Origin of the sequence: Lascolabacillus massiliensis (genome assembly GCF_001282625.1) — a bacterium.
In the GTDB taxonomy this organism is placed as follows: domain Bacteria; phylum Bacteroidota; class Bacteroidia; order Bacteroidales; family Dysgonomonadaceae; genus Proteiniphilum; species Proteiniphilum massiliensis.
Genome location: NZ_CTEJ01000001.1, coordinates 333,921 through 354,060 on the forward strand (window position 1 = coordinate 333,921; position 20,140 = coordinate 354,060).

Here is a 20,140-nt window from a genome sequence, read left to right on the forward strand (position 1 = left end):
AAAATAGAAAAACTACTTTACGGTTATATCTGAAAGTTGATAATTGGAAATCTTCTCCTTCAATTGATTAACATAACCATAAAAAGAATCAGATTCAAACTCGGAGTAGTTCATCTGTTTTCCGATATTGATCAATTCTTTAAAAAAGTCTGCCACTTCTGTAAATTTTTCAAATTCAAATTTTGTACGGCAAACCTCAGTTACAAGATCAAGAATGTTTTTTTGCCGCTCAATAGATGTAACAGCATCAATATCGTCAAATGCATCCTGTTGTAAAATGATATAATCTATAAATTCAGATTTCCAGAAGGTAATATGATATTCTACAGGCACACCATCGTCACCCAAAATATTTATCTGCTCAGCAATCTCTTTTCCTCGTAATAGTCGGGTTTTTATTTCAGAAACTTTTTCAACCCAGTCGCTTGAAACCTCTGAAGATATATAGTCTTGGAACTCAGGATATTCAAAATATTTAGAATAAGAATCTATAGGATTTATTGCGGGATAACGTTTCTTATCGGCTCTATCCTGTTCAAGAGCATAAAAACAACGAGCAACTTTCTTTGTGTTTTCTGTCACAGGCTCCTTTAAGTTACCTCCAGCAGGAGATACAGTTCCAATAAATGTAATCGAACCCTCCTTACCATTATTTAAAATAACATGACCTGCCCGACCGTAAAAGTTGGATATAACTACAGATAAGTCCATTGGGAATGCATCAGGTCCTGGCAGCTCTTCAAGTCTGTTACTCATTTCACGCAAAGCCTGAGCCCAGCGAGAAGTAGAGTCGGCCATCAACAATACCTTCAAACCCATCGATCTGTAATACTCTCCAATAGTCATAGCCGTATAAACCGAAGCCTCACGAGCAGCAACAGGCATATTTGATGTATTAGCTACAATAATAGTTCTTTCCATTAGTTTGCGCCCGGTATGAGGATCCACCAATTCGGGGAACTCAGTAAAAATCTCAACTACCTCATTTGCTCTTTCCCCACAAGCAGCAATAATAACAATATCCGCTTCAGCCTGCTTTGAGATTGAGTGCTGCAAAACAGTTTTCCCGGTACCAAATGCACCCGGAATAAATCCAGTTCCACCCTCTACAATAGGGTTCAGAGTATCTATTGAACGAACGCCTGTTTCGAGTAATTTATATGGTCGTGGCTTCTCGCTATATTCAGTAATAGGAACCTTAACCGGCCACCGTTGTATCATATTCAGTTCGGTCACATTGCCTTCATTGTCCTCAACTACCGCAATTTTTTCATATATATTGTAATCTCCCTCTCCAATAATTCTTACTATACGGTATTCTCCTTTCATACTAAAAGGTACCATAATTTTATGTGGCTGATAGTTTTCGTCAACTTCACCCAGCCATGAACCGGCTCTAACCTTGTCACCCTCCTTAGCAATAGGTTTAAAGTGCCACAGTTTTTCCTCATCAAGAGGGAAGGTATATTCACCTCTTTTAAGAAAAACACCATCCATCTTGTCCAGGTCATTTTCCAATCCGTCAAGATTTCGTTGGAGAAGGCCCGGACCAAGTACAACTTCAAGCATATGGCCTTGAAATTCTACTTTAGAACCAACTTTAAGTCCTCTTGTGCTCTCGAATACCTGAACTGAGGCATTTTTCCCAACTATCTTTATAACCTCGGCCATTAATCTTGTACCTTCATGATCAATGTAGGCTATCTCATTCTGAGTAACAGGACCTTCCACCTCTACAATTACTAGGTTGGAGATAATCCCTTTAACAGTTCCTTTTGTTAACATATATGATAATTTACTCTTTTTTATTTTAAAAATTGTCAGGCAACTTAGTTTCGTTTTTTAGGCTGTTAATAAGATCCCTAAATACTTTTTCACCCTCTTCTGCATTAAGTTTTACCCAACGTTCCAGTATTTGTAGTTTACATAAATAAGCGAAAATATATTCAATATTGAAGTAATCAAACACTGTATTCTCTTCCAGCCAATCCCATTTAAACTTATCAATTTTTCTCTCTCTGTCATAAATATCAGACTCCTCTGAAATACGCTGTAAAATGTCGAAGTAGTCAAGTTCCTGACTAATACCAAAATCTCTTGCGTTTGAATTTTCTCGTATTAGTTTTGCGATTGTGTTGTGACCAACAATATATTTTGCAACCATAAGATCATATTTTCGTGCAAAAATTGCAGTCATAATATTGCCGATATTAAGGTTAAGTTCAAACCAACCCGACATAAGACTGTTTTTTACCTCTATACCATAATCCATGTATAACGAGCTAAGCAGGTCTTCCCAAACTCTTGCCCCTTCCTGATGGATTTCCTCACTTAACCATCGTCTTATAAAATCTTCAAAATAGGGAGGGACACCTTTTTCTTTAACAGGAATATCCTCCTTTACTTTTGAGATAACTTCTAAAAGAACTTCTCTCGGAAGATTACCTGCAAGGTTTATTACAGCATCCTTATTTTCCAGTAAATGAAGCAGATTATAGTTGTCATGCTTTAGGAAATATTTTCTTATTAGCCTGAGGTCTGCAGGTTTAAGTTCTTCTTCCAACATATCTACAAACTCCTCAACAGTAAAAGGGAGCTTCATACTGTCGAAAGTAAAGTCGGGCAAGCCTGCTATAAAATAGTAATATTGGTTTTTAAAAAGCATGCTATATTAAATAATAATCTGATTCAATAAAGGTTCGAAAATAGTATTATTGGATAAGAATTAAAATACAATTCTTAGAATAAAAGCTTTTGTATCTGTGGGCGCAGGAACTCTTTAAAGTATTCTATAAATTCATCCTCACCAAACTTCACTTTATAAGAACCATCTTCGGGTGAAATTGTGAAACCTGTTTTTATCCCATTTACAGTTTCAATCTTGATACCTTTATCCAGAAGGTTTTTTGCGTTGGCAGTGATGTATGATTGGAGTTCTTCCGCATTTTCTGTTCCAATTGTCAGTTTCTCCTCACGAGCCCAGTTCTGAACAAGTTCAACAATCAGCTTTTGCATAAACAGCTTGTCTTCTGTTGCAGCATTAACGTTAGATTCTGCCAGTTTACCTGTTATTAGATTTGTTATTTCAGTTTTTAATGCTTCAGATGATTGTGAAGCATATAGTTTAAGTTCAGCCTCGGTATGACTTCTTAACTCTGCAACCTCTTTCCTGGCAGCATCCAGAATTTGCCTGGATTGAGCCTCTGCCTCTTCCAAAATCTGTTTTTTCTGAGCCTTAGCTTCAGCAATAATTTTACTAGCCTCCTCTTTACCTTTTTCCACACCTTCGGAATAAAGCTTAGAGGTGAGTTCCTGAATTTTGTCCATATGTTATATTAATGTAGTTTGTATCTACCTTTTCTATTATTTCTTTTCTAATTTCTCGGCTGTTAAATCCATTTTACCCATAGATGAATCAACAGTTCCTTCCAGTTTTTTACCTTTTACTCGCGAAAGAATATTCACATACTCAGAATCAACATAAACACCAACTCTCAGTGTGTCATTTTTAAAATAAACACTTTGAAGTTTCACTTTGTAGCCTGAATCAAATATTATTTCACCAGTCAGTTTTTTCTCAACTTCTTTAAGTGAAATTACACCGGTATCATAACCATACGGAGCTTGGGCAACTTTATATTTCCATTCTCCAACTACTGGTTTACTGTTTTGTGCCGTGACATTTGTAAACGCAATTGAAAAACAAAATAACAGAATTAAAGTAAAAAATTTTTTCATGATTGTTTGTTTTACAATGATTATGAATAATCCCAAAGGTATAAATTATTATTAGAGTAGAGAAAAAAAATGAAATTAAATTTGGCATATTATTTGTAATTATTAACGTTATGGACAAGAAAATATTCAGACTCGCACTCCCTAATATTATTACAAATATTACAGTTCCTCTTCTGGGGATGATTGATATTGCTGTTGCAGGACGTCTTGGTTCTGCAGTATATATAGGCGCTATTGCACTTGGTGCTAATATATTTAATATGATCTACTGGAATTTTGGTTTTCTTCGGATGAGCTCCAGTGGATTTGCATCTCAAGCATATGGAGCCAGAGATTTTAGTGAGGCTATGAGTGTTTTTATCAGATCGCTTGCAATAGGTCTTGGAATTGGATTCATCATTATTCTAATGCAATATCCTATAGGAGAGTTAGCATTTAAATTTATAAAGTCCGGGCCTGAGTCTGTTAACCATGTTAAAACATATTTCAGAATTGTTATATGGGGAGCACCTGCTGTTTTGGGTATGTATGCATTTAAAGGCTGGTTTATTGGAATGCAAAATGCACGTATCCCTATGGTAATTGCAATACTCAACAATATTCTTAATATTGTACTAAGTGTATGTTTTGTGTTCGGGTTGGGAATGAGTATCGAAGGTATAGCTTTAGGTACAACTCTCTCTCAAATCATATCATTAATAGTCGCAGCTATTCTATGGCATAAATACTATGGCAGGCTAAGAAAATATATCCAAAAAGATAAAATATGGAAAAGACAAGTAATCAGAGAGTATTTCAGGGTGAATGGTGATATATTTGTACGCACCTTTCTTCTTACGCTTGTAACCACCTTCTTTACCTTTGCATCCTCTGGTATGGGTGATACAATCCTTGCAATAAATGCATTGCTAATGCAGTTTTTTATGCTCTTCTCCTATTTTATGGATGGGTTTGCTTATGCTGGTGAAGCTCTCACCGGAAGGTATATTGGGGCAAAGAACCGATCAATGCTTAGATATATGATAAAAAGAATATTTTTTTGGGGATTGATGGTATCTGTTTTAGCAATGACAATCTATACGCTTTTCCCTGATTTAATATTGAGATTGCTGACTAACGATACATTTATTATTGCAGAAACCAAAAGTTATATGTTCTGGACATTAATGATTCCATTTGCAGGTTTTGCAGCTTTTCTGTGGGATGGAATATTTATTGGTGCTACAGCATCATCCGAGATGCGCAATGCGATGATAATTTCATCAATTATATTTTTTACTTCCTATTTTTTACTCACCCCAACATGGGCCAATAATGCACTCTGGTTTTCATTTATAGTTTATCTTGCAGCTCGAGGAATTACTCTAACCATTATGGCTAGAAAAACTTTTAAATATGAGACGGTTTGGTCTAAGCAGGACTAATATGATTAAAATCAGTGGGATACAAGTTTAATTTTTGAATATAATGAAAGGGAAAATATAGTTCCTTCCCTTTCATTTCAATAAAGTTTCTTATAAAAAAATTAGTTAAAGGCTTTTGCAAGAACACTGTCTGAAACTATTTCTCCATCATCAGATCTGAATGATAAATATGGATAAATAATATCCTCTTTCCATGTTGATGGTAACTGCAACTGTGCAACTCCATTAATTCTTAATCCTGCACAAAGAGTATAGATTGCCTCTTTCTTAGTGGAGTTATATACAACAATCATAACCATATCGCTTGGACGTGCATTCTCTTTTAATGTTGAATCCCAAGTAAAATGCATCTGACCATTAACTTTTGTTACTTTTATTCCGGGTGCAGTATATAGCGAACCCCGTGATACCAGTACTTTTGAGTAATCTAACTTTATTTCCGCGTCCACCTCTATTATTGCATTTTTAATATGATATGAGGTTGCCGCGTTAAAAGCAGTTGACTTACCAGTTGAATATTCTTGAAAACCTACCCTAATAAAAGGTGTTATAGTTTTAAGAAACTGAATAGCTGTTGAAAATTTGCTTCTCTGTTTTAACTGAGCTTTAGTTCTTGGATCATTTACTTTTGAAGGTAAACTTCTTACGTAGTAAATATCTCTCCATTTTGCTCCTACTATATTTCCTATCTTGCCGGAAATACCACCATTAATACCTTTTTGTAATGTACCCATATTTCGATATTTAATTTAAGTTATTTAAAGTAGGGGCAAATATCCAAGTTTGCAATGGATATAAAAAAAATCGGTCGATTTGTCCGGATTTGGTGTTGAATTGGTATAGTTTGTCGCTATTTGGTGTGGAATGACGCTAAATGGTATACTTTTTCGGTGATAAGTATGGCTTGTCCACCTCAATATAATAAAGGTATATCAACAATTTGTGAAAAATTACATAATAGTATTATATTGACCTCCTATAAAAGGGGGTCATAAGAGCAAGTTAAGACCTAAGCAAGAATATTATGAGAGTTAGTTATTGTAAAAAGGTAGTTATACTTCCACTTATCTGCATAAGAGAAATCTCATAAAGCTTAGTGTTGTACTGAGCAGTAAGCAGTCGTTGCTCCGCTTCTAATAAACTATTCTGAGCTTCACGCAGTTCAAGACCCGAAAGATCACCAATCCGATATCTCTCCATTGCAATCTCATAATTTATAGTAGCATTTTCCAGACTCTCTATCTCCAGATTAGTAAGTTCAATATTATTTTGATAAGCCATCCACATGTTCGCGAAATCGCTTTCAATAACCAGCTTGTCTCTTTCAACTTCTAGCTCTCTGTTCCTGATTATAATTTGCTGATTCTTTTGCTCTCTTTTTCTGTTAAAACCATCAAACAGAGTGTATCCCAAAGTTAAACCAACATTTGGACCCCAGTTTCGTTGTCTTTCAAGATTACCACTGTTATAGTTATAGTGTGTGAATCCATATCCGGCATTCAACCTGAGGTAAGGGTAGTTTCTGCTTCTCAGGTTTCTTAATTCAAGTTCGCTTAATGTAAGATTACTTTCGCTAATCTGTAAGAAAGTATTCTGAGCCATTGTTCTGTCAAACAACTCATCTTTTGCCAGAGATTCGTTAAAAATGATTGTTGTATCCTGAGCAATGAACTCACTCTCCACATCCACACCCATAAGTTCATTAAGCTTGATACGAGATCTGTTAAGGATTTCATATTGCTGAATCAACTGTGAGCTGTCGGCATTAAAATCCACTTTAGCCTGTTGAAGATCGAGTCTCGAAAGTGAACCTACCTGATATCGTGCTTCTACAATCCGAAGTCTTTCCTTCGAAAGCGACACTGCATACTGCAGATTTCCCAATCGTATTTGTTGTTGCACATAATTATAATATTCTGCCGTTAAATTTGCTATCAGATTTTCCATCTCAAGACGGGTGTACAGTTCGCCGGCCGACTGAAGTTCTTTCAGTCTCTTATAGTTTGTCTGTACTCTGAATCCTTCAAATAACGACCAGTTAAGATTAATTCCTGCATCAAGTGTCTGTGTGTTTGAGTTTCGATTCTCTACAACCTCATCTCCTTCAGCCGGAATCTGATCTGTGTTGCTGCTGCGCAAATTATATCCTGAGCTGACACTCACCTGTGGCAGATATCCTGCATTCCCAAGTGTGACATTATTTTCTGAAACTAACTCTTGATTTCGAGCTATCTGAAGGTCGAAATTGTTTTCAAGTCCAATTCTAAGGCATTCCCGCAAATCAATAACATTGCTAATTACCCTGCGCTCTTCTGTTTGTGAATATGCAGAGGCAGTGAAAAAAATTATAAATAACAATAAAAAACAGGTCCTTTTTTCTTTTATAAAAAGTATCATTATTCTATGATTAAATCTTAGTTGAGTTCAGTTAGTTCGTTTTCAGAAACAGCTTTTGAATTGCCATTTTTCTTCTCCTCTGCAGATTTTCTATCAGTTGAAAGATAGATATACATAGCAGGAATAAGAAACAGGGTTAACATAGTAGAGATTAATAGTCCACCTATAACCGCAGTACCCATAGCTATTCGGCCGTTTGCACCTTCACCGCTAGCCAGTGCCAGAGGGAGCAATCCAAGAATTGTTGAAATACTAGTCATAAGTATTGGTCTAAGGCGCTGAATTGATGCTTCTACTATTGCTTGGTTTTTATTTAAACCGGCATTTTGACGCTGATTTGCAAATTCTACAATCAATATACCATTTTTGGCAACTAACCCAATAAGCATAATTATCCCTATCTGACTATAAATATTTAAAGTTATCCCGAATATCCACATAAATAACAGTGCACCAAAAAGTGCAAGTGGAACAGTAAACATTATCACAAAAGGATCTTTGAAACTTTCAAACTGAGCTGCCATAACAAGGAAAATCAATAAAATGGCAAGGCCAAATGCAAACAATAAACTTGATGAACTCTCTTTAAAGTTTCTTGATTCTCCCTCAAGAGCCGTTCTGAACGAGTCGTCAAGTACTTCAGCTGCTATCCTGTCCATCTCTTCAAGCCCTTCTCCCAGAGCATATCCTGGAGCTAATCCAGCTGTAATGGTAGCCGAGTTGAACCTGTTATATCTATATAACTGGGGAGGTGCTACAGACTCTTCCAGTTTAACCAGATTGTCCATCTGAATCATTTCTCCCACATTGTTTTTAATATAGATAGTTCTCAGGTCAATAGGTGTATTTCGTTGCTGTCGATTGATTTCTCCCAGGATCTGGTATTGCTTGCCATTCATATAGAAGTAACCCATACGCTGACCACTAAGTGCGTATTGCAAGGTTTGACCAATATCACGTGTACTCACACCAAGCATAGCTGCTTTATCCCTGTCAATAATAATTCTTGTTTCAGGTTTTGTAAATTTAAGATCCACGTCGGTCATTCGGAAGTATGGACTCGCATTCATTCTTTCCAGAAAAGGAGGAATAAATTCCTGAAGCTTTTCAATATTCGGGGCCTGAAGAATATACTGTATAGGCATTCCAGCACGTCTTCCTCCGAAGGTCGACTGCTGCTGAACAAATGCTCGAGCTGCATTTTCATTCCTTACAGCTTCGGTAATTTCATTAGCAATTTCCATCTGTGACCTTTCTCTCTCGTCCATATCAGGCAAAACCAAACGTACCATACTAAAGGTGCTACGGGTCATAGTGATATTTGACTCTCTTTCCGGAGCCACTGAGTCGGCTATTGCTGAAATTCTATCTGTATAATCCCTTATAAATTCATACGTTGCACCTTCAGGAGCGCTACTTCGTATCATGATCTGTGAACGGTCTTCAAGCGGTGCCATCTCTTCTGGTAATGTGCTCCATAAAATTGCAATAAATATTCCTGAAACTAATATCAAGGGTAATGCAAGCCATTTTCTTTTCAGGAATGAGTTGAGAGCTTTACTATAAAAGCTGTTCATTCCTATAAAGAACACCTCTGTTCGATTGTAAAATTTACTCCTTTTCTGACCTTTCTTCAATAGTTTTGATGATAGCATCGGAACAAATGAAAGTGCCACAAAGGATGATATAATAACTGCCCCTGATATTACAATACTAAACTCTCGGAATAAACGGCCAGTCATTCCCTCGAGGAATACAATAGGGAAGAATATAGCAACAAGTGTAATGGTAGTTGAAACAACTGCAAAAAATATCTCTTTAGATCCAGCAATAGATGCCTCTATAGGATCCAGTCCATTCTCAACCTTTTGAAAGATATTCTCAGTAACAACAATAGCATCATCAACAACAAGACCCACTGCAAGCACTATGGCAAGCATAGAAAGTACATTGATTGAGAAACCTGCAAGGTACATAACAAAGAAAATACCAATAAGTGATATGGGGATAACTACAGCAGGAATAAGAGTTACCCTCAGGTTTCTTAAGAAAACGAAGATGATAAATACAACAAGAAGAAAAGCAATGATTACTGTATTTTGAACTTCGCTAATTGATGCTCTGATAAATTTCGTATTGTCAAAAGCAACATCAAGGATCACATCTTCAGGAAGATCTTTCTGCATCTGTTCCATGCGAACTCTAACCTCATCTGCGATATTAATATGATTTGCACCTGGTTGAGGGATAATAACTGCACTAACCATAGGAACTCCGTTTCTGCGGAGAATATTTTGTCGGTCTGCCGCATCAAGTTCAGCAAATCCAACATCACGAAATCTTACTATACGAAAATTATCCTCTTTTAGAATAAGATTATTAAAATCTTCAGGTGTCGACATTAACCCCATTGTACGGATCGATTGCTCAATCTGATCACCTTCAATGCTACCTGCAGGAAGTTCAATATTTTCTCTGTCAAGAGCATTTTTAACATCCATAGGTGTAATATTATAGGATGCCATTCTTATAGGATCAAGCCATAATCGCATTGCATATCTGTACTCCCCCCATATTTCAACTGCACTAACATTAGAAATCGTTTGGAGACGCTCTTTAACTGTAAGATCAGCAATTTCTGAAAGCTCAAGAAGTGATCGGGTAGGGCTCTGAACCGTTATCTGCATGATAGGGTCAGAATCAGAATCCGCCTTGGAAACAGTAGGAGGATCGGTGTCACGCGGAAGATAGCGCTGTGCAATTGAAACCTTGTCTCTAACATCATTGGCTGCTGTTTCCAAATCAACACTTAATTCAAACTCAACAGTTATACGAGAGCTACCCTGACTGCTTCGGCTGGTAAGTGATCTGATTCCTGGTATACCATTAATATTTTGCTCTAATGGTTCTGTAATCTGATTTTCTATAACTTCAGCATTAGCACCCGGATAAGAGACGTGAACTGTTATTATGGGATTATCAACATTAGGATATTCACGAACAGGCAAACTTGTATAGCCGATAATACCAAATATGATGATTATCAGTACCATTACAGTGGCAAGAACTGGTCGTCTTATACTTAGTTCGGATAGGTTCATATTCTCAATTTGCGTGGTTTTCTATAAATTGATCAATTCTAACAGGCATACCACTTCTTAGCTGCATAACACCGGTAGTAAGAAGTGTATCACCAACAGAGAGTCCGCTTACTATTTCTACCGATGCAGCGGTTCTCATTCCTGTAATTACCTCTACCTCCTGAGCAACACCGTTTCTGTAAACATATGCTATATCACGCCCCATCTCTTTTATACTTGAGATACTTGGGATAACGATAGCATCATTTATTTCATCCAGTTTTATCTGGATACTTGCAGATTGACCAGGCTTTATTTTTCCTTCACTGTTGTCATATCTTGCACGTGCAAATAGACTTAATGTGTTTACATCAAGACGAGACTCTACTGCATATACTGTAGCGTTGTGAACTTCAAGGCTGTTATCTACTGTAAAAGCCACTTCACTCCCTGGTCTTATGAGGTTAACAAAATTTTCAGTAAGTGAAAATTCAATTTTTAAGGGTGATATTTTTGTCAGATTTGATACTACAACGTTTGGGGATGCATAGGCTCCTTCGCTAACTTGTCGGAGACCAAGCACTCCACTGAAAGGTGCACGTAATTCTGTCTGTTTGATTCTAGCTTTCACCAGCTCAATATCCGCTTTCAATGTTTCAAGCTGAGTAGCAACAGACTGATATGTTTCCTGGCTGATTGCATCTTTTTCCAAAAGTGTTTGCTGACGGTATAGTCTGTCTTCAGCCAAAGGTAATTGTGACTCAAGCTTTTTAAGTTCTGCCTGTAGAGGAGCATCATTAACCTTGGCTAAAAGTGTTCCTTCCTGAACGAAACTTCCCTCTTCAAAGAAGATATCTGTAATTTTACCGGATGACTCAAATGTAAGATCTACCTCCTCATCAGGCAATAATACACCCCTGATACGAAACAAATTATTCAGTGTCTGTGGTTTTAGTATTGTTGCCGTTACTACTAACTCTGATCTGGCAAATCCCGAACCTCCTCCGGGTGACGACTGATTTCCGTTAACACTGCTTCCATTTTGTGAAGCTAACAACCTTTTAATGGTTGGAAAAAATGCCATACTCAGTATGATTACTGCTATGGTTGCAATTACAATAATCTTATTTTTTTTCTTCATAATTTTGCGCAAAGTCACTAAAATTACAACTTTAGAACAAATAAACGTAGATGGTACTATTGGTTTTTAGTTTTTTTAGGTTTCAAAATCGACATACTATCATTTTATATCGATGAAACAGATTTTAAATTGGAATAAAATAACTATTTTTGACATTCGAGTATATAATCAATCTACATATTAAATTAAAATAGGATTTATGAGAAAAATAATGTTAACTATGCTTTTTATCACCTGTGGTATGTTTTTTTGTGTAGCTCAGGATTGGGCAAATCTGAACAGATTCAGAGAAGCGAACGAAAAGCTTGGTCCTGCACGTACATGTGATAGCAGAGTGGTTTTTATGGGCAATTCAATTACTGAAGGTTGGATTAATCAGGTTCCGGAATTTTTTGCAGAAGAGAAACAATATATAAACAGAGGTATCAGCGGGCAAACAACGCCACAGATGTTACTCCGTTTCCGTCAGGATGTTTTAAATTTATGGCCTAAGGTAGTTGTTATTTTAGCAGGGGTAAATGATATTGCCGGAAACACAGGTCCCTCATCATTAGAAATGATTGAGGATAACATTCATTCAATGACAGAGCTTGCTCAGGCACATGGCATACAAGTTGTGCTATGTTCAGTTTTGCCTGCATATGATTTTCCATGGCGCCCGGGTCTGGAGCCTGCTCCAAAAATTGTTGAGTTAAACAGACGTATTAAGGAGTATGCTTCTAAAAAAGGTGCTGTTTATTGTGACTATTTCTCTGCAATGGCTGACGAAAGAAACGGTTTGCCCGAAGAGTTATCCGGGGACGGTGTTCATCCAAATAAAAAAGGTTATGAAATAATGCAGCCTATTGTTGAAAATGCAATTGCCCGTGCATTGATCATGTGGAAAGAGTTTAAGTAAAAACAAAAGACCTTTATATCTGTTTAGATTAAAAACAGAGAGGTATGCAATCGGTATATCTTACTATCGATGAGTACCTCTTGCACAAATGAAATAAGTCATATGAAAGAACTAAACAGATATTCTAAAACTATCACACAAGACCCAACACAGCCGGCAGCTCAAGCACAATTATATGCTTTAGGTTTATCAGAAGGGGATCTCACCAAAGCTCAGGTGGGCATAGTGAGTATGGGATACGATGGGAATCCCTGCAACATGCATCTGAATAGTTTAGCTTTAGAAATTAAAAAAGGTGTATGGAAAGAGAAGCTTGCAGGATTTATATTTCATACTATTGGTGTAAGTGATGGTATGAGCAATGGAACTGATGGAATGCGCTACTCCCTGGTTAGCAGAGAGGTGATAGCGGATTCTATAGAAACTGTTTGCGGTGCTCAGTATTATGATGCCCTGATTGCTGTTCCTGGTTGTGACAAAAATATGCCGGGTTCACTTATAGCAATGGGACGATTGAACAGGCCTGCCATAATGGTTTATGGAGGTACTATTGCTCCTGGGCATTATAAAGGACAAGACCTAAATATTGTATCTGCATTTGAGGCACTGGGCGAAAAGATTGCAGGTAAGCTTGATGAAAATGATTTTAAAGAGATTGTTAAAAGAAGCTGCCCGGGACCTGGCGCTTGTGGTGGTATGTATACAGCCAACACTATGGCAGCAGCAATTGAGGCAATGGGTATGAGTCTGCCATATAGCAGCAGTAACCCCGCAATCAGCAAAGAGAAGAGGCAGGAGTGCCTGGAAGCAGGTAAATATATACGTCTGTTACTTGAAAATGATATAAAGCCAAGAGATATCATGACTCGCAAGGCATTTGAGAATGCAATAACAATTGTAATAGCTTTAGGAGGAAGCACAAATGCTGTTCTTCATCTGTTAGCCATGGCAAGAAGCGTGGATGTGAAGCTGACAATTGATGATTTTCAGAGGTTTAGTGATAAGGTGCCGTTGATAGCTGACTTCAAGCCTAGTGGCAAATATCTTATGGAGGACCTTCACAAAATTGGTGGTGTGCCAATGGTTATGAAATATCTTCTTATTAAAGGTATGCTTCATGGTGACTGTATGACGGTAACTGGAAAAACAATTGCAGAAAATCTTGCAAATGTAAGAGATATAGATTTTGAATCTCAGGATATTATTCTTTCTATTGAGAAACCATTAAAACCTCAAGGTCATTTGCAGATTCTGTATGGTAATCTGGCTGAGAAGGGTAGTGTTGCAAAAATTAGTGGGAAAGAGGGTGAACGTTTTGAAGGACCTGCACGAGTATTTGATGGCGAAAAAGATTTAATTTCCGGAATCTCCAATGGCAGGGTAAAAGCTGGTGATGTTGTGGTTATAAAGAATGAGGGACCCAAAGGTGCTCCCGGTATGCCTGAAATGTTGAAGCCAACTTCTGCAATAATTGGAGCCGGATTGGGTAAATCTGTTGCACTGATTACAGATGGTCGATTCAGTGGTGGTACCCATGGTTTTGTTGTTGGTCATATTACTCCTGAATCTTTTGAGGGTGGATTGATAGGTTTGGTTGAAGATGACGATTTAATCGAGATTGATGTAATTCATAATAGAATCACTCTTAAAGTTTCGGATGAAGAAATAGCCCGCAGGCGTTCTCTATGGAAAAAGCCTGAACTAAAAGTAAGCAGAGGCATCCTTTATAAGTTTGCAAAACTGGTTAAGGATGCCTCGCATGGTTGTGTAACTGATGAAAATTGAAATTTAGATAGTTCCAGTTATCGTATAAGATCCTGAACCCAATTCAATATCAATTCCCTGATCGCTGTCAGATACATTTCTAACACCATCATGATCAGGTGCAATAACATTCATCTCCTTTGGCAATTTAACAATTGCAGATGTGTTGCCCGGTATTGTTATGTTCCATGTGAACCTACCATTTTCCTTACTCCATTTGCTTGTTATTTCACCATAAACTGAATTGTAAGATGCATCTACATGGGTAAGTCCTTCCGGAAATTTTGGTTCCATAAGTAGCTTTTTAAATGCCACACTTTCCGGATGGTTCTTTATGCCTGCAAGATCTTCGTAATACCATATTATCAGATCACCCAGCAACATAACGTGGTTAGCTGAATTCATAGCCGGATCGGCTGTATTTCCATTCCAAAGTTCCCATATTGTAGTTGCCCCGTTATCTATCATATAGCCCCAGCTTGGGTAAGTACGGTTGGTTGCAATTTTATAAGCTAGATCGATATTTCCATATTCAGTTAACCCACGCATTAAGTGTTGAATACCAAGTACCCCTGTACTAACATGTCCATCAAAATCTACTACTGTCTTTTCTACTACATTTTTGAATACATCAATCTCTTTCCCTTCCGGAACCAGTCCTAGTCTTAAAGAAAGCATATTGGCAGTGACAGTATTATTATCATACATTGCTGAATCTGCTTTAAAATAGGTATTGTTATATGCCGTCTTAATCTGTGTAGCCAACTCTTTGTATCCTGGTATGTCCTGACTGTTTCCGGTTAGTTCAGCAAATTCAGACATGATGTTCAGGAGACTGTAATAGACAGTTGTGCTTAAAACAGGACCGGCTGTTCTTCTGGTTGGATCCTTCGAATGGATAAGCTCCTGTGACTCGGGAGGCATACACCAATCACCGTATGCATCTTTCGTTATTATATAATCTTTCATAGATACCTCCTGTATTCTTTCAAGGTATCGCTTCATAGAATTATAATGTTTGAAGATGGGTTCCGTATCACCAAACTGCTTCCATAACATTTTAGCGCTATAAAAATATGCTGCTGGCCAGGTAACATCGTCATGATATATAGTCCAGTATTTAGGTGATACTACAGATATACTTCCCTCCGGACTCTGTGAATCCTCTATATCTTGAAGCCATTTACTGTAAAGCAGGGCATTATCAAAAATAAAAGCCTCACCAAAACTGCCGGTTGTTCTATCACCAAGCCATCCAACACGTTCGTCGCGCTGTGGACAATCTGTTGGCATACCTCTGTAATTTCCCCTTATACCCCAATATGCATTCTTGAATACCTGATTGATAACTTCATTGTTAGTTTCAAATTTTCCAGTAGTTTCCATCATATCATAGACAACTTTGCCCGTGAAATCAGTTAATTCTGGCTGATAATCAAGCCCTGATATCTCTACAAACCTGAAACCATGGTATACAAACTTTGGTTCCCAGCTGAAGTTACCGTCTTCTGCAGGAATATAAATATCAGTTGCTTTTGCTCCTCTGAGGTTATCAATATATAGATTACCATCATCTTTAAGAGTTTCTGCAAATCTGAATTTTATTGGCTGATCTTTCTTTCCTGTTAAAGAATTAATTTTCAGCCATCCTACCATATTTTGACCCATGTCGAGGATAAGTTTTCCTTCACCCAACTCTGTTATTTTTATTGGAGTGAGTTCGTCCTGTACCCTTATATTAGGATTTGGCTGAGCTGTTATTATACCGCCAGGTGCTTCCATAATATCTGCATTTTTCCATCCAGAATCATTAAAGTTCGCAAGGTTCCAGTTTACGATCTCCAGGCGAGCATCATATTCTTCTCCATCAAATTCATTATTTGCTACAATCGGACCCTTGGATGTAACTCTCCATGTTTCATCAGATATTATGGTATCAGTGGATCCGTCGGAATATTCAACCTCCAGCTGAGCTAAAAGACGTGGTAGTCCAAATAACTGATTCCATCCCTCTCTCATACCGAAATATCTTCCATTGCCTAAGATCACACCTAAAATGTTATCATTACGTTTTAAAAGTGGGGTTACATCATATACGTTATAATAGACTCTATCAGGATACCATGAAACAGTTGGTGAAAGTACATCTTCTGATATTTTTTCTCCATTTATGTAAGCTTCATATACTCCTTGTCCTGAAATATAAAGTACAGCTCTTTCAATGTTATTTTTTAATGTGAAGGGCTTTCTAAGGTATCGTGCAGCAAGACGTGTATTTCCCTTATCAGTTTCACCTGGGTTAGACATACTGTCTTCTCCTATCCATTTTGCTTTCCAGTCGGATTCATTTAATAATGCCATTGACCAGGTGTTTATCTTACTCCAGTCTGTATCACCCTGGTTAGTGGATACTCTTAAACGCCAGTAATATTTTAAACCAGACTTTAACTCTTCTCCCTTAAATGGTATTAATACTGATTTATCATCTTCAATAATTCCTGAATCCCAGATTAGGTTTTCTTCGTTTTTTAAATTTTCCTCAGAAAGTGCAACCTGTATCTGATAGGATTTTTGTTGTAAATCAGGTTTTACGGAAGTTATTTGCCAAGAAAATCTGGGATTGGGAGTTCCAATTCCAATTGGATTTTCCTGCATCTCAACTTTAAGTGATGTAAGTTTTACTTTTTGATTATCACATCCACTTAGAAATAAAAGACTGACTATTAGTCCAATTAAGTGTGCTGATAAAATTTTCCTGTTTTTCATCTTATAAATTTTATGTTTTATTTTTATTTTATGATTCTATTCTGCTTTCAACTATCAAAAATTAGTACAAATACTATGAGAAATCTATATCTTTATATTTTATATATTGCTTTTTAAAATATTAGAGAAATAGTCAGTTCGAGAATCTATAATTGCCTGCTGACACTTCATATAGTTGATATCCTTCCTGATTTCCAATATGAATTGCATGACCAGAGTTCTCTGTGATAGTTTCACTATTTTCCTGTGGGAACCATACTGTAGCACTGCAGTTAGGAGGCACAGTAATGTTAAGTGTAAGATTTGAACCTTGTCGTTCCCAATGTGATTTAATCAGACCTGATGGAGAATCAAATTCAGCTCTAGCCCATGATAATTGAGATTCAGTAAGTTTTGGCACCTTAATGATAAATTTCCTGTAACCGGGAAAATCCTTATCTTGTCTGATTCCGGAAACTCCATCTATGTACCAGGCACCAGGGTATAAGTAAGAACTATGAAGCAGTGAGTGGCCTCCTAAATCTTTTTCCCAGCTTTCCCATATAGTTGTAGCGCCGTTTTCTTTCATAAATCCCCAGCCTGGATATGTAGTTTGAGATGTCATTGAGTAAATAAGATCATCACGGCCCTCTTCACGAAGTACCTTAAACAGCATTGCTCCACCTGTTATACCTACATCGATATGACCGTTCTGATTTATAAGAATCTCATTCTCGAGACTTTTCATTATTTCTAGTCGGAGTTCTTCTGGCATAATATCACCATATAAAGCGGCGGTCAGACTTCTCATCGACATATCTGAATAGTTTTTTTCCTCTTCAATATAATATTTATTGTGGATAGCTTCACTTGCCAGTTTTGCTTTTTCAGACCAGATTTCTGCATCTGTTTCTCTCCCAATTATCCTGGCTATCTGAGCTGCTGTTTTAAGATTATACACCCAATAGCAATTGTTAAAAAAAAGGTTCTCATCTGAATAATTATTCATACCGGCAGCATTAGCACCAGGCCATAGCCAGTCACCAAGGAAGTCCCATCTGCCTCCATATCTATTAAGTAGATTGTTTTCTACGTGACTATCCAGAAAAGTAAGCCAACCTTTTATCATCTCATAGTTTTCTTCCAGTGCTCTTATATCACCATGGTATTGATACATAAACCATGGGAGTGTAATAACTATTCCACCCCAGGCGGGACCACCTCCTCCATGATATGTAGGTGCTGTCTGAGGCATAATACCACCTCCTAATATTCTGCCGCTTCCTTCCTGTTTTCGAGCCCACTCCGGATCATTCATATTACCTACCATTGGTTCTGTTCCCTGAACATCTCTCCAGTCTTCAAGCCATTTAGTATAAAATGCTCCAAGTTTGTAGTTGAGTAGTCCTGTTTCTGAAGTTGCATGAGCATCACCTCCGTAACCAAACCTCTCACGTTGAGGACAATCAACAACAAAACCTCCTAACGAAAGATTTTCGAAAGTCCATTTTACTCTGTTATATATCCAGTTTTGTAGTGAATCTGAACACTCAAAATATGTTGCATCATCATAATCAGTGCGTACCAGCCAACCCTTGATATTATCTTTAACTGGTGGTGTGGTTAATCCTTTGATTGTAATCCAGCGACCTGACATGTAGTTAAAGTGATTGTGGAATGTTCCCTCTCCTGAATTATCCAATACATATGCACTATGGAGTGCGAAAGTCATATCCTGATCTTCTCTTTCAGAAAATAGAAAATGAATAGTATCACCTGGGTTACCTTTTACATGAATATCGGTCCATCCGGCAAAATTCACTCCCATATCTACACGATATGAGTCATCTGATCTATGTTCAATGTCAACAGGCTGAATTTCATCAATTAACCTGTTTGGCTCTACTTGCTGTGCTGAAAGTTTCAAAGATGGATTTAAAATGGTTGAACTTTTCCAATCTTCGTCGTTGAAATCTACTGAATTCCAGTTCTCAATTTCCTGATTAGCATCCCAAATTTCACCACCATAGCCACCTACGCCAAATCCCCAGTTACCAATAAGTTTATTTGGACTAGGATGTGTTCTCCAACTTTCATCTGTAATAATACGTTCGATTACTTCTCCTTTTTCATTGTATATATCTGTTTGCGCAATCGCTATAGGTGCACGAGGCTTATCATCTGTTGCATAAGGTGCAAAAATTGACCATCCAGTACCTAACCATAGAGCAATTACATTTTCACCTTTAATGAGTACTGGTGCAATTTCGTATGCAATATAACGCGCTCGTTTTGTATGATCAGTTACTGCCGGGGGGAGAACATGATCATCAATTTTTTTCCCATTGACATAAACTTCATGGAAACCGATGGATGCTACAAAAAGTGTTGCTTTATATGGCTTCTCAGTTAGAGTGAATTTTTTTCTGAACCATGGGTCATACATTTTATTGGGACCTTCAGAAGGGTTGTAAGATTCACCTGTACCAATCCATTTTGCAGTCCATTCATCCTGTGAAAACAGACCAGTACTCCATTTTGATATTTTACTATATTTTGACTCTACTCCCTTTTCATCTTTAACTGCTACTTTCCAGAAATATACTTTGTCAGATTCTAAAGGAATTCCATTATATTCTATCAACTGCATTTTGTCTGATTCGACCCAACCGGAGTCCCAAATATCACCTACGTTATCTTTTAGCCTGCTTTCTGACATACTCACAAGTATGCGATATGCTGTTTGACTTTGACCAAAATCTGACTCTTTGGTTGGCTCTAATGTCCAGCTCATTCGAGGTTTTTCTATATCTAGGCCTAATGGATTTGTAAGATATTCTACTGTAAGACTGATTGGCATTACACTGCTTCTACTACTTTTTGAGCATGAGTACATAAAAAGTAATGAAAATGAAATAAATGCCAGATAAATTAGAGTTTTGCTTGTTTTCAT

At 37.3% G+C, this 20,140-nt stretch carries 13 protein-coding genes; 3 read left to right on the top strand and 10 right to left on the bottom strand.

The features are described 5' to 3' along the window. Positions 1–12 precede the first annotated feature (12 nt). The 4 genes from BN1354_RS01395 to BN1354_RS01410 all read right to left on the bottom strand — a co-directional run bounded on the left by BN1354_RS01395 (position 13) and on the right by BN1354_RS01410 (position 3,738). Positions 13–1,785 carry a V-type ATP synthase subunit A gene (locus tag BN1354_RS01395; RefSeq protein WP_045090045.1) on the bottom strand — a complete coding sequence of 591 codons (1,773 nt, stop codon included), beginning with the start codon at positions 1,783–1,785 and terminating at the stop codon, positions 13–15. Between the two features lie 25 nt (positions 1,786–1,810). Further along, positions 1,811–2,665: a DUF2764 family protein gene (locus tag BN1354_RS01400; protein WP_045090044.1), complete on the bottom strand. Its 855-nt coding sequence runs from the start codon at positions 2,663–2,665 to the stop codon at positions 1,811–1,813. Between the two features lie 74 nt (positions 2,666–2,739). Next, positions 2,740–3,327 (bottom strand): ATP synthase subunit E, encoded by a 588-nt coding sequence (locus tag BN1354_RS01405; RefSeq protein WP_053826011.1) that lies wholly within the window; start codon positions 3,325–3,327, stop codon positions 2,740–2,742. A 36-nt stretch (positions 3,328–3,363) separates the two neighbouring features. Then, on the bottom strand, positions 3,364–3,738 hold the full coding sequence (locus tag BN1354_RS01410; protein ID WP_053826012.1) for a DUF2147 domain-containing protein: 375 nt from the start codon (positions 3,736–3,738) through the stop codon (positions 3,364–3,366). 110 nt (positions 3,739–3,848) lie between these two features. Between BN1354_RS01410 and BN1354_RS01415 the strand changes: the two genes are divergently transcribed. Next, positions 3,849–5,162 (top strand): MATE family efflux transporter, encoded by a 1,314-nt coding sequence (locus BN1354_RS01415; protein ID WP_045090041.1) that lies wholly within the window; start codon positions 3,849–3,851, stop codon positions 5,160–5,162. Positions 5,163–5,263: 101 nt separating this feature from the next. On the opposite strand, the gene BN1354_RS01420 is transcribed toward BN1354_RS01415, so the two are convergent. From BN1354_RS01420 to BN1354_RS01435, 4 genes are all read right to left on the bottom strand, one after another. Then, positions 5,264–5,896, bottom strand: a complete 633-nt coding sequence (locus tag BN1354_RS01420) for a DUF6266 family protein (protein WP_045090040.1) — start codon at positions 5,894–5,896, stop codon at positions 5,264–5,266. A 301-nt stretch (positions 5,897–6,197) separates the two neighbouring features. After that, positions 6,198–7,559 carry a TolC family protein gene (locus BN1354_RS01425; RefSeq protein WP_082331512.1) on the bottom strand — a complete coding sequence of 454 codons (1,362 nt, stop codon included), beginning with the start codon at positions 7,557–7,559 and terminating at the stop codon, positions 6,198–6,200. A 17-nt stretch (positions 7,560–7,576) separates the two neighbouring features. Beyond that, positions 7,577–10,660 (bottom strand): efflux RND transporter permease subunit, encoded by a 3,084-nt coding sequence (locus BN1354_RS01430; RefSeq protein WP_053826013.1) that lies wholly within the window; start codon positions 10,658–10,660, stop codon positions 7,577–7,579. A 4-nt stretch (positions 10,661–10,664) separates the two neighbouring features. Further along, the gene (locus BN1354_RS01435; protein WP_045090037.1) at positions 10,665–11,780 is read right to left on the bottom strand and encodes an efflux RND transporter periplasmic adaptor subunit; all 1,116 of its coding nucleotides are present in this window, start codon (positions 11,778–11,780) and stop codon (positions 10,665–10,667) included. Between the two features lie 199 nt (positions 11,781–11,979). On the opposite strand from BN1354_RS01435, the gene BN1354_RS01440 reads away from it, so the two are divergent. Together BN1354_RS01440 and ilvD are read left to right on the top strand one after the other, a co-directional pair. After that, positions 11,980–12,678: an SGNH/GDSL hydrolase family protein gene (locus BN1354_RS01440; RefSeq protein WP_045090036.1), complete on the top strand. Its 699-nt coding sequence runs from the start codon at positions 11,980–11,982 to the stop codon at positions 12,676–12,678. Between the two features lie 102 nt (positions 12,679–12,780). Continuing rightward, positions 12,781–14,463 (top strand): dihydroxy-acid dehydratase, encoded by a 1,683-nt coding sequence (gene ilvD, locus BN1354_RS01445; RefSeq protein WP_154904806.1) that lies wholly within the window; start codon positions 12,781–12,783, stop codon positions 14,461–14,463. 3 nt (positions 14,464–14,466) lie between these two features. Here ilvD and BN1354_RS01450 read toward each other — a convergent pair whose 3' ends face one another. After that, positions 14,467–17,208, bottom strand: a complete 2,742-nt coding sequence (locus tag BN1354_RS01450) for an alpha-L-rhamnosidase (RefSeq protein WP_053826015.1) — start codon at positions 17,206–17,208, stop codon at positions 14,467–14,469. A 133-nt stretch (positions 17,209–17,341) separates the two neighbouring features. After that, positions 17,342–20,140 carry a family 78 glycoside hydrolase catalytic domain gene (locus tag BN1354_RS01455; RefSeq protein ID WP_053826016.1) on the bottom strand — a complete coding sequence of 933 codons (2,799 nt, stop codon included), beginning with the start codon at positions 20,138–20,140 and terminating at the stop codon, positions 17,342–17,344.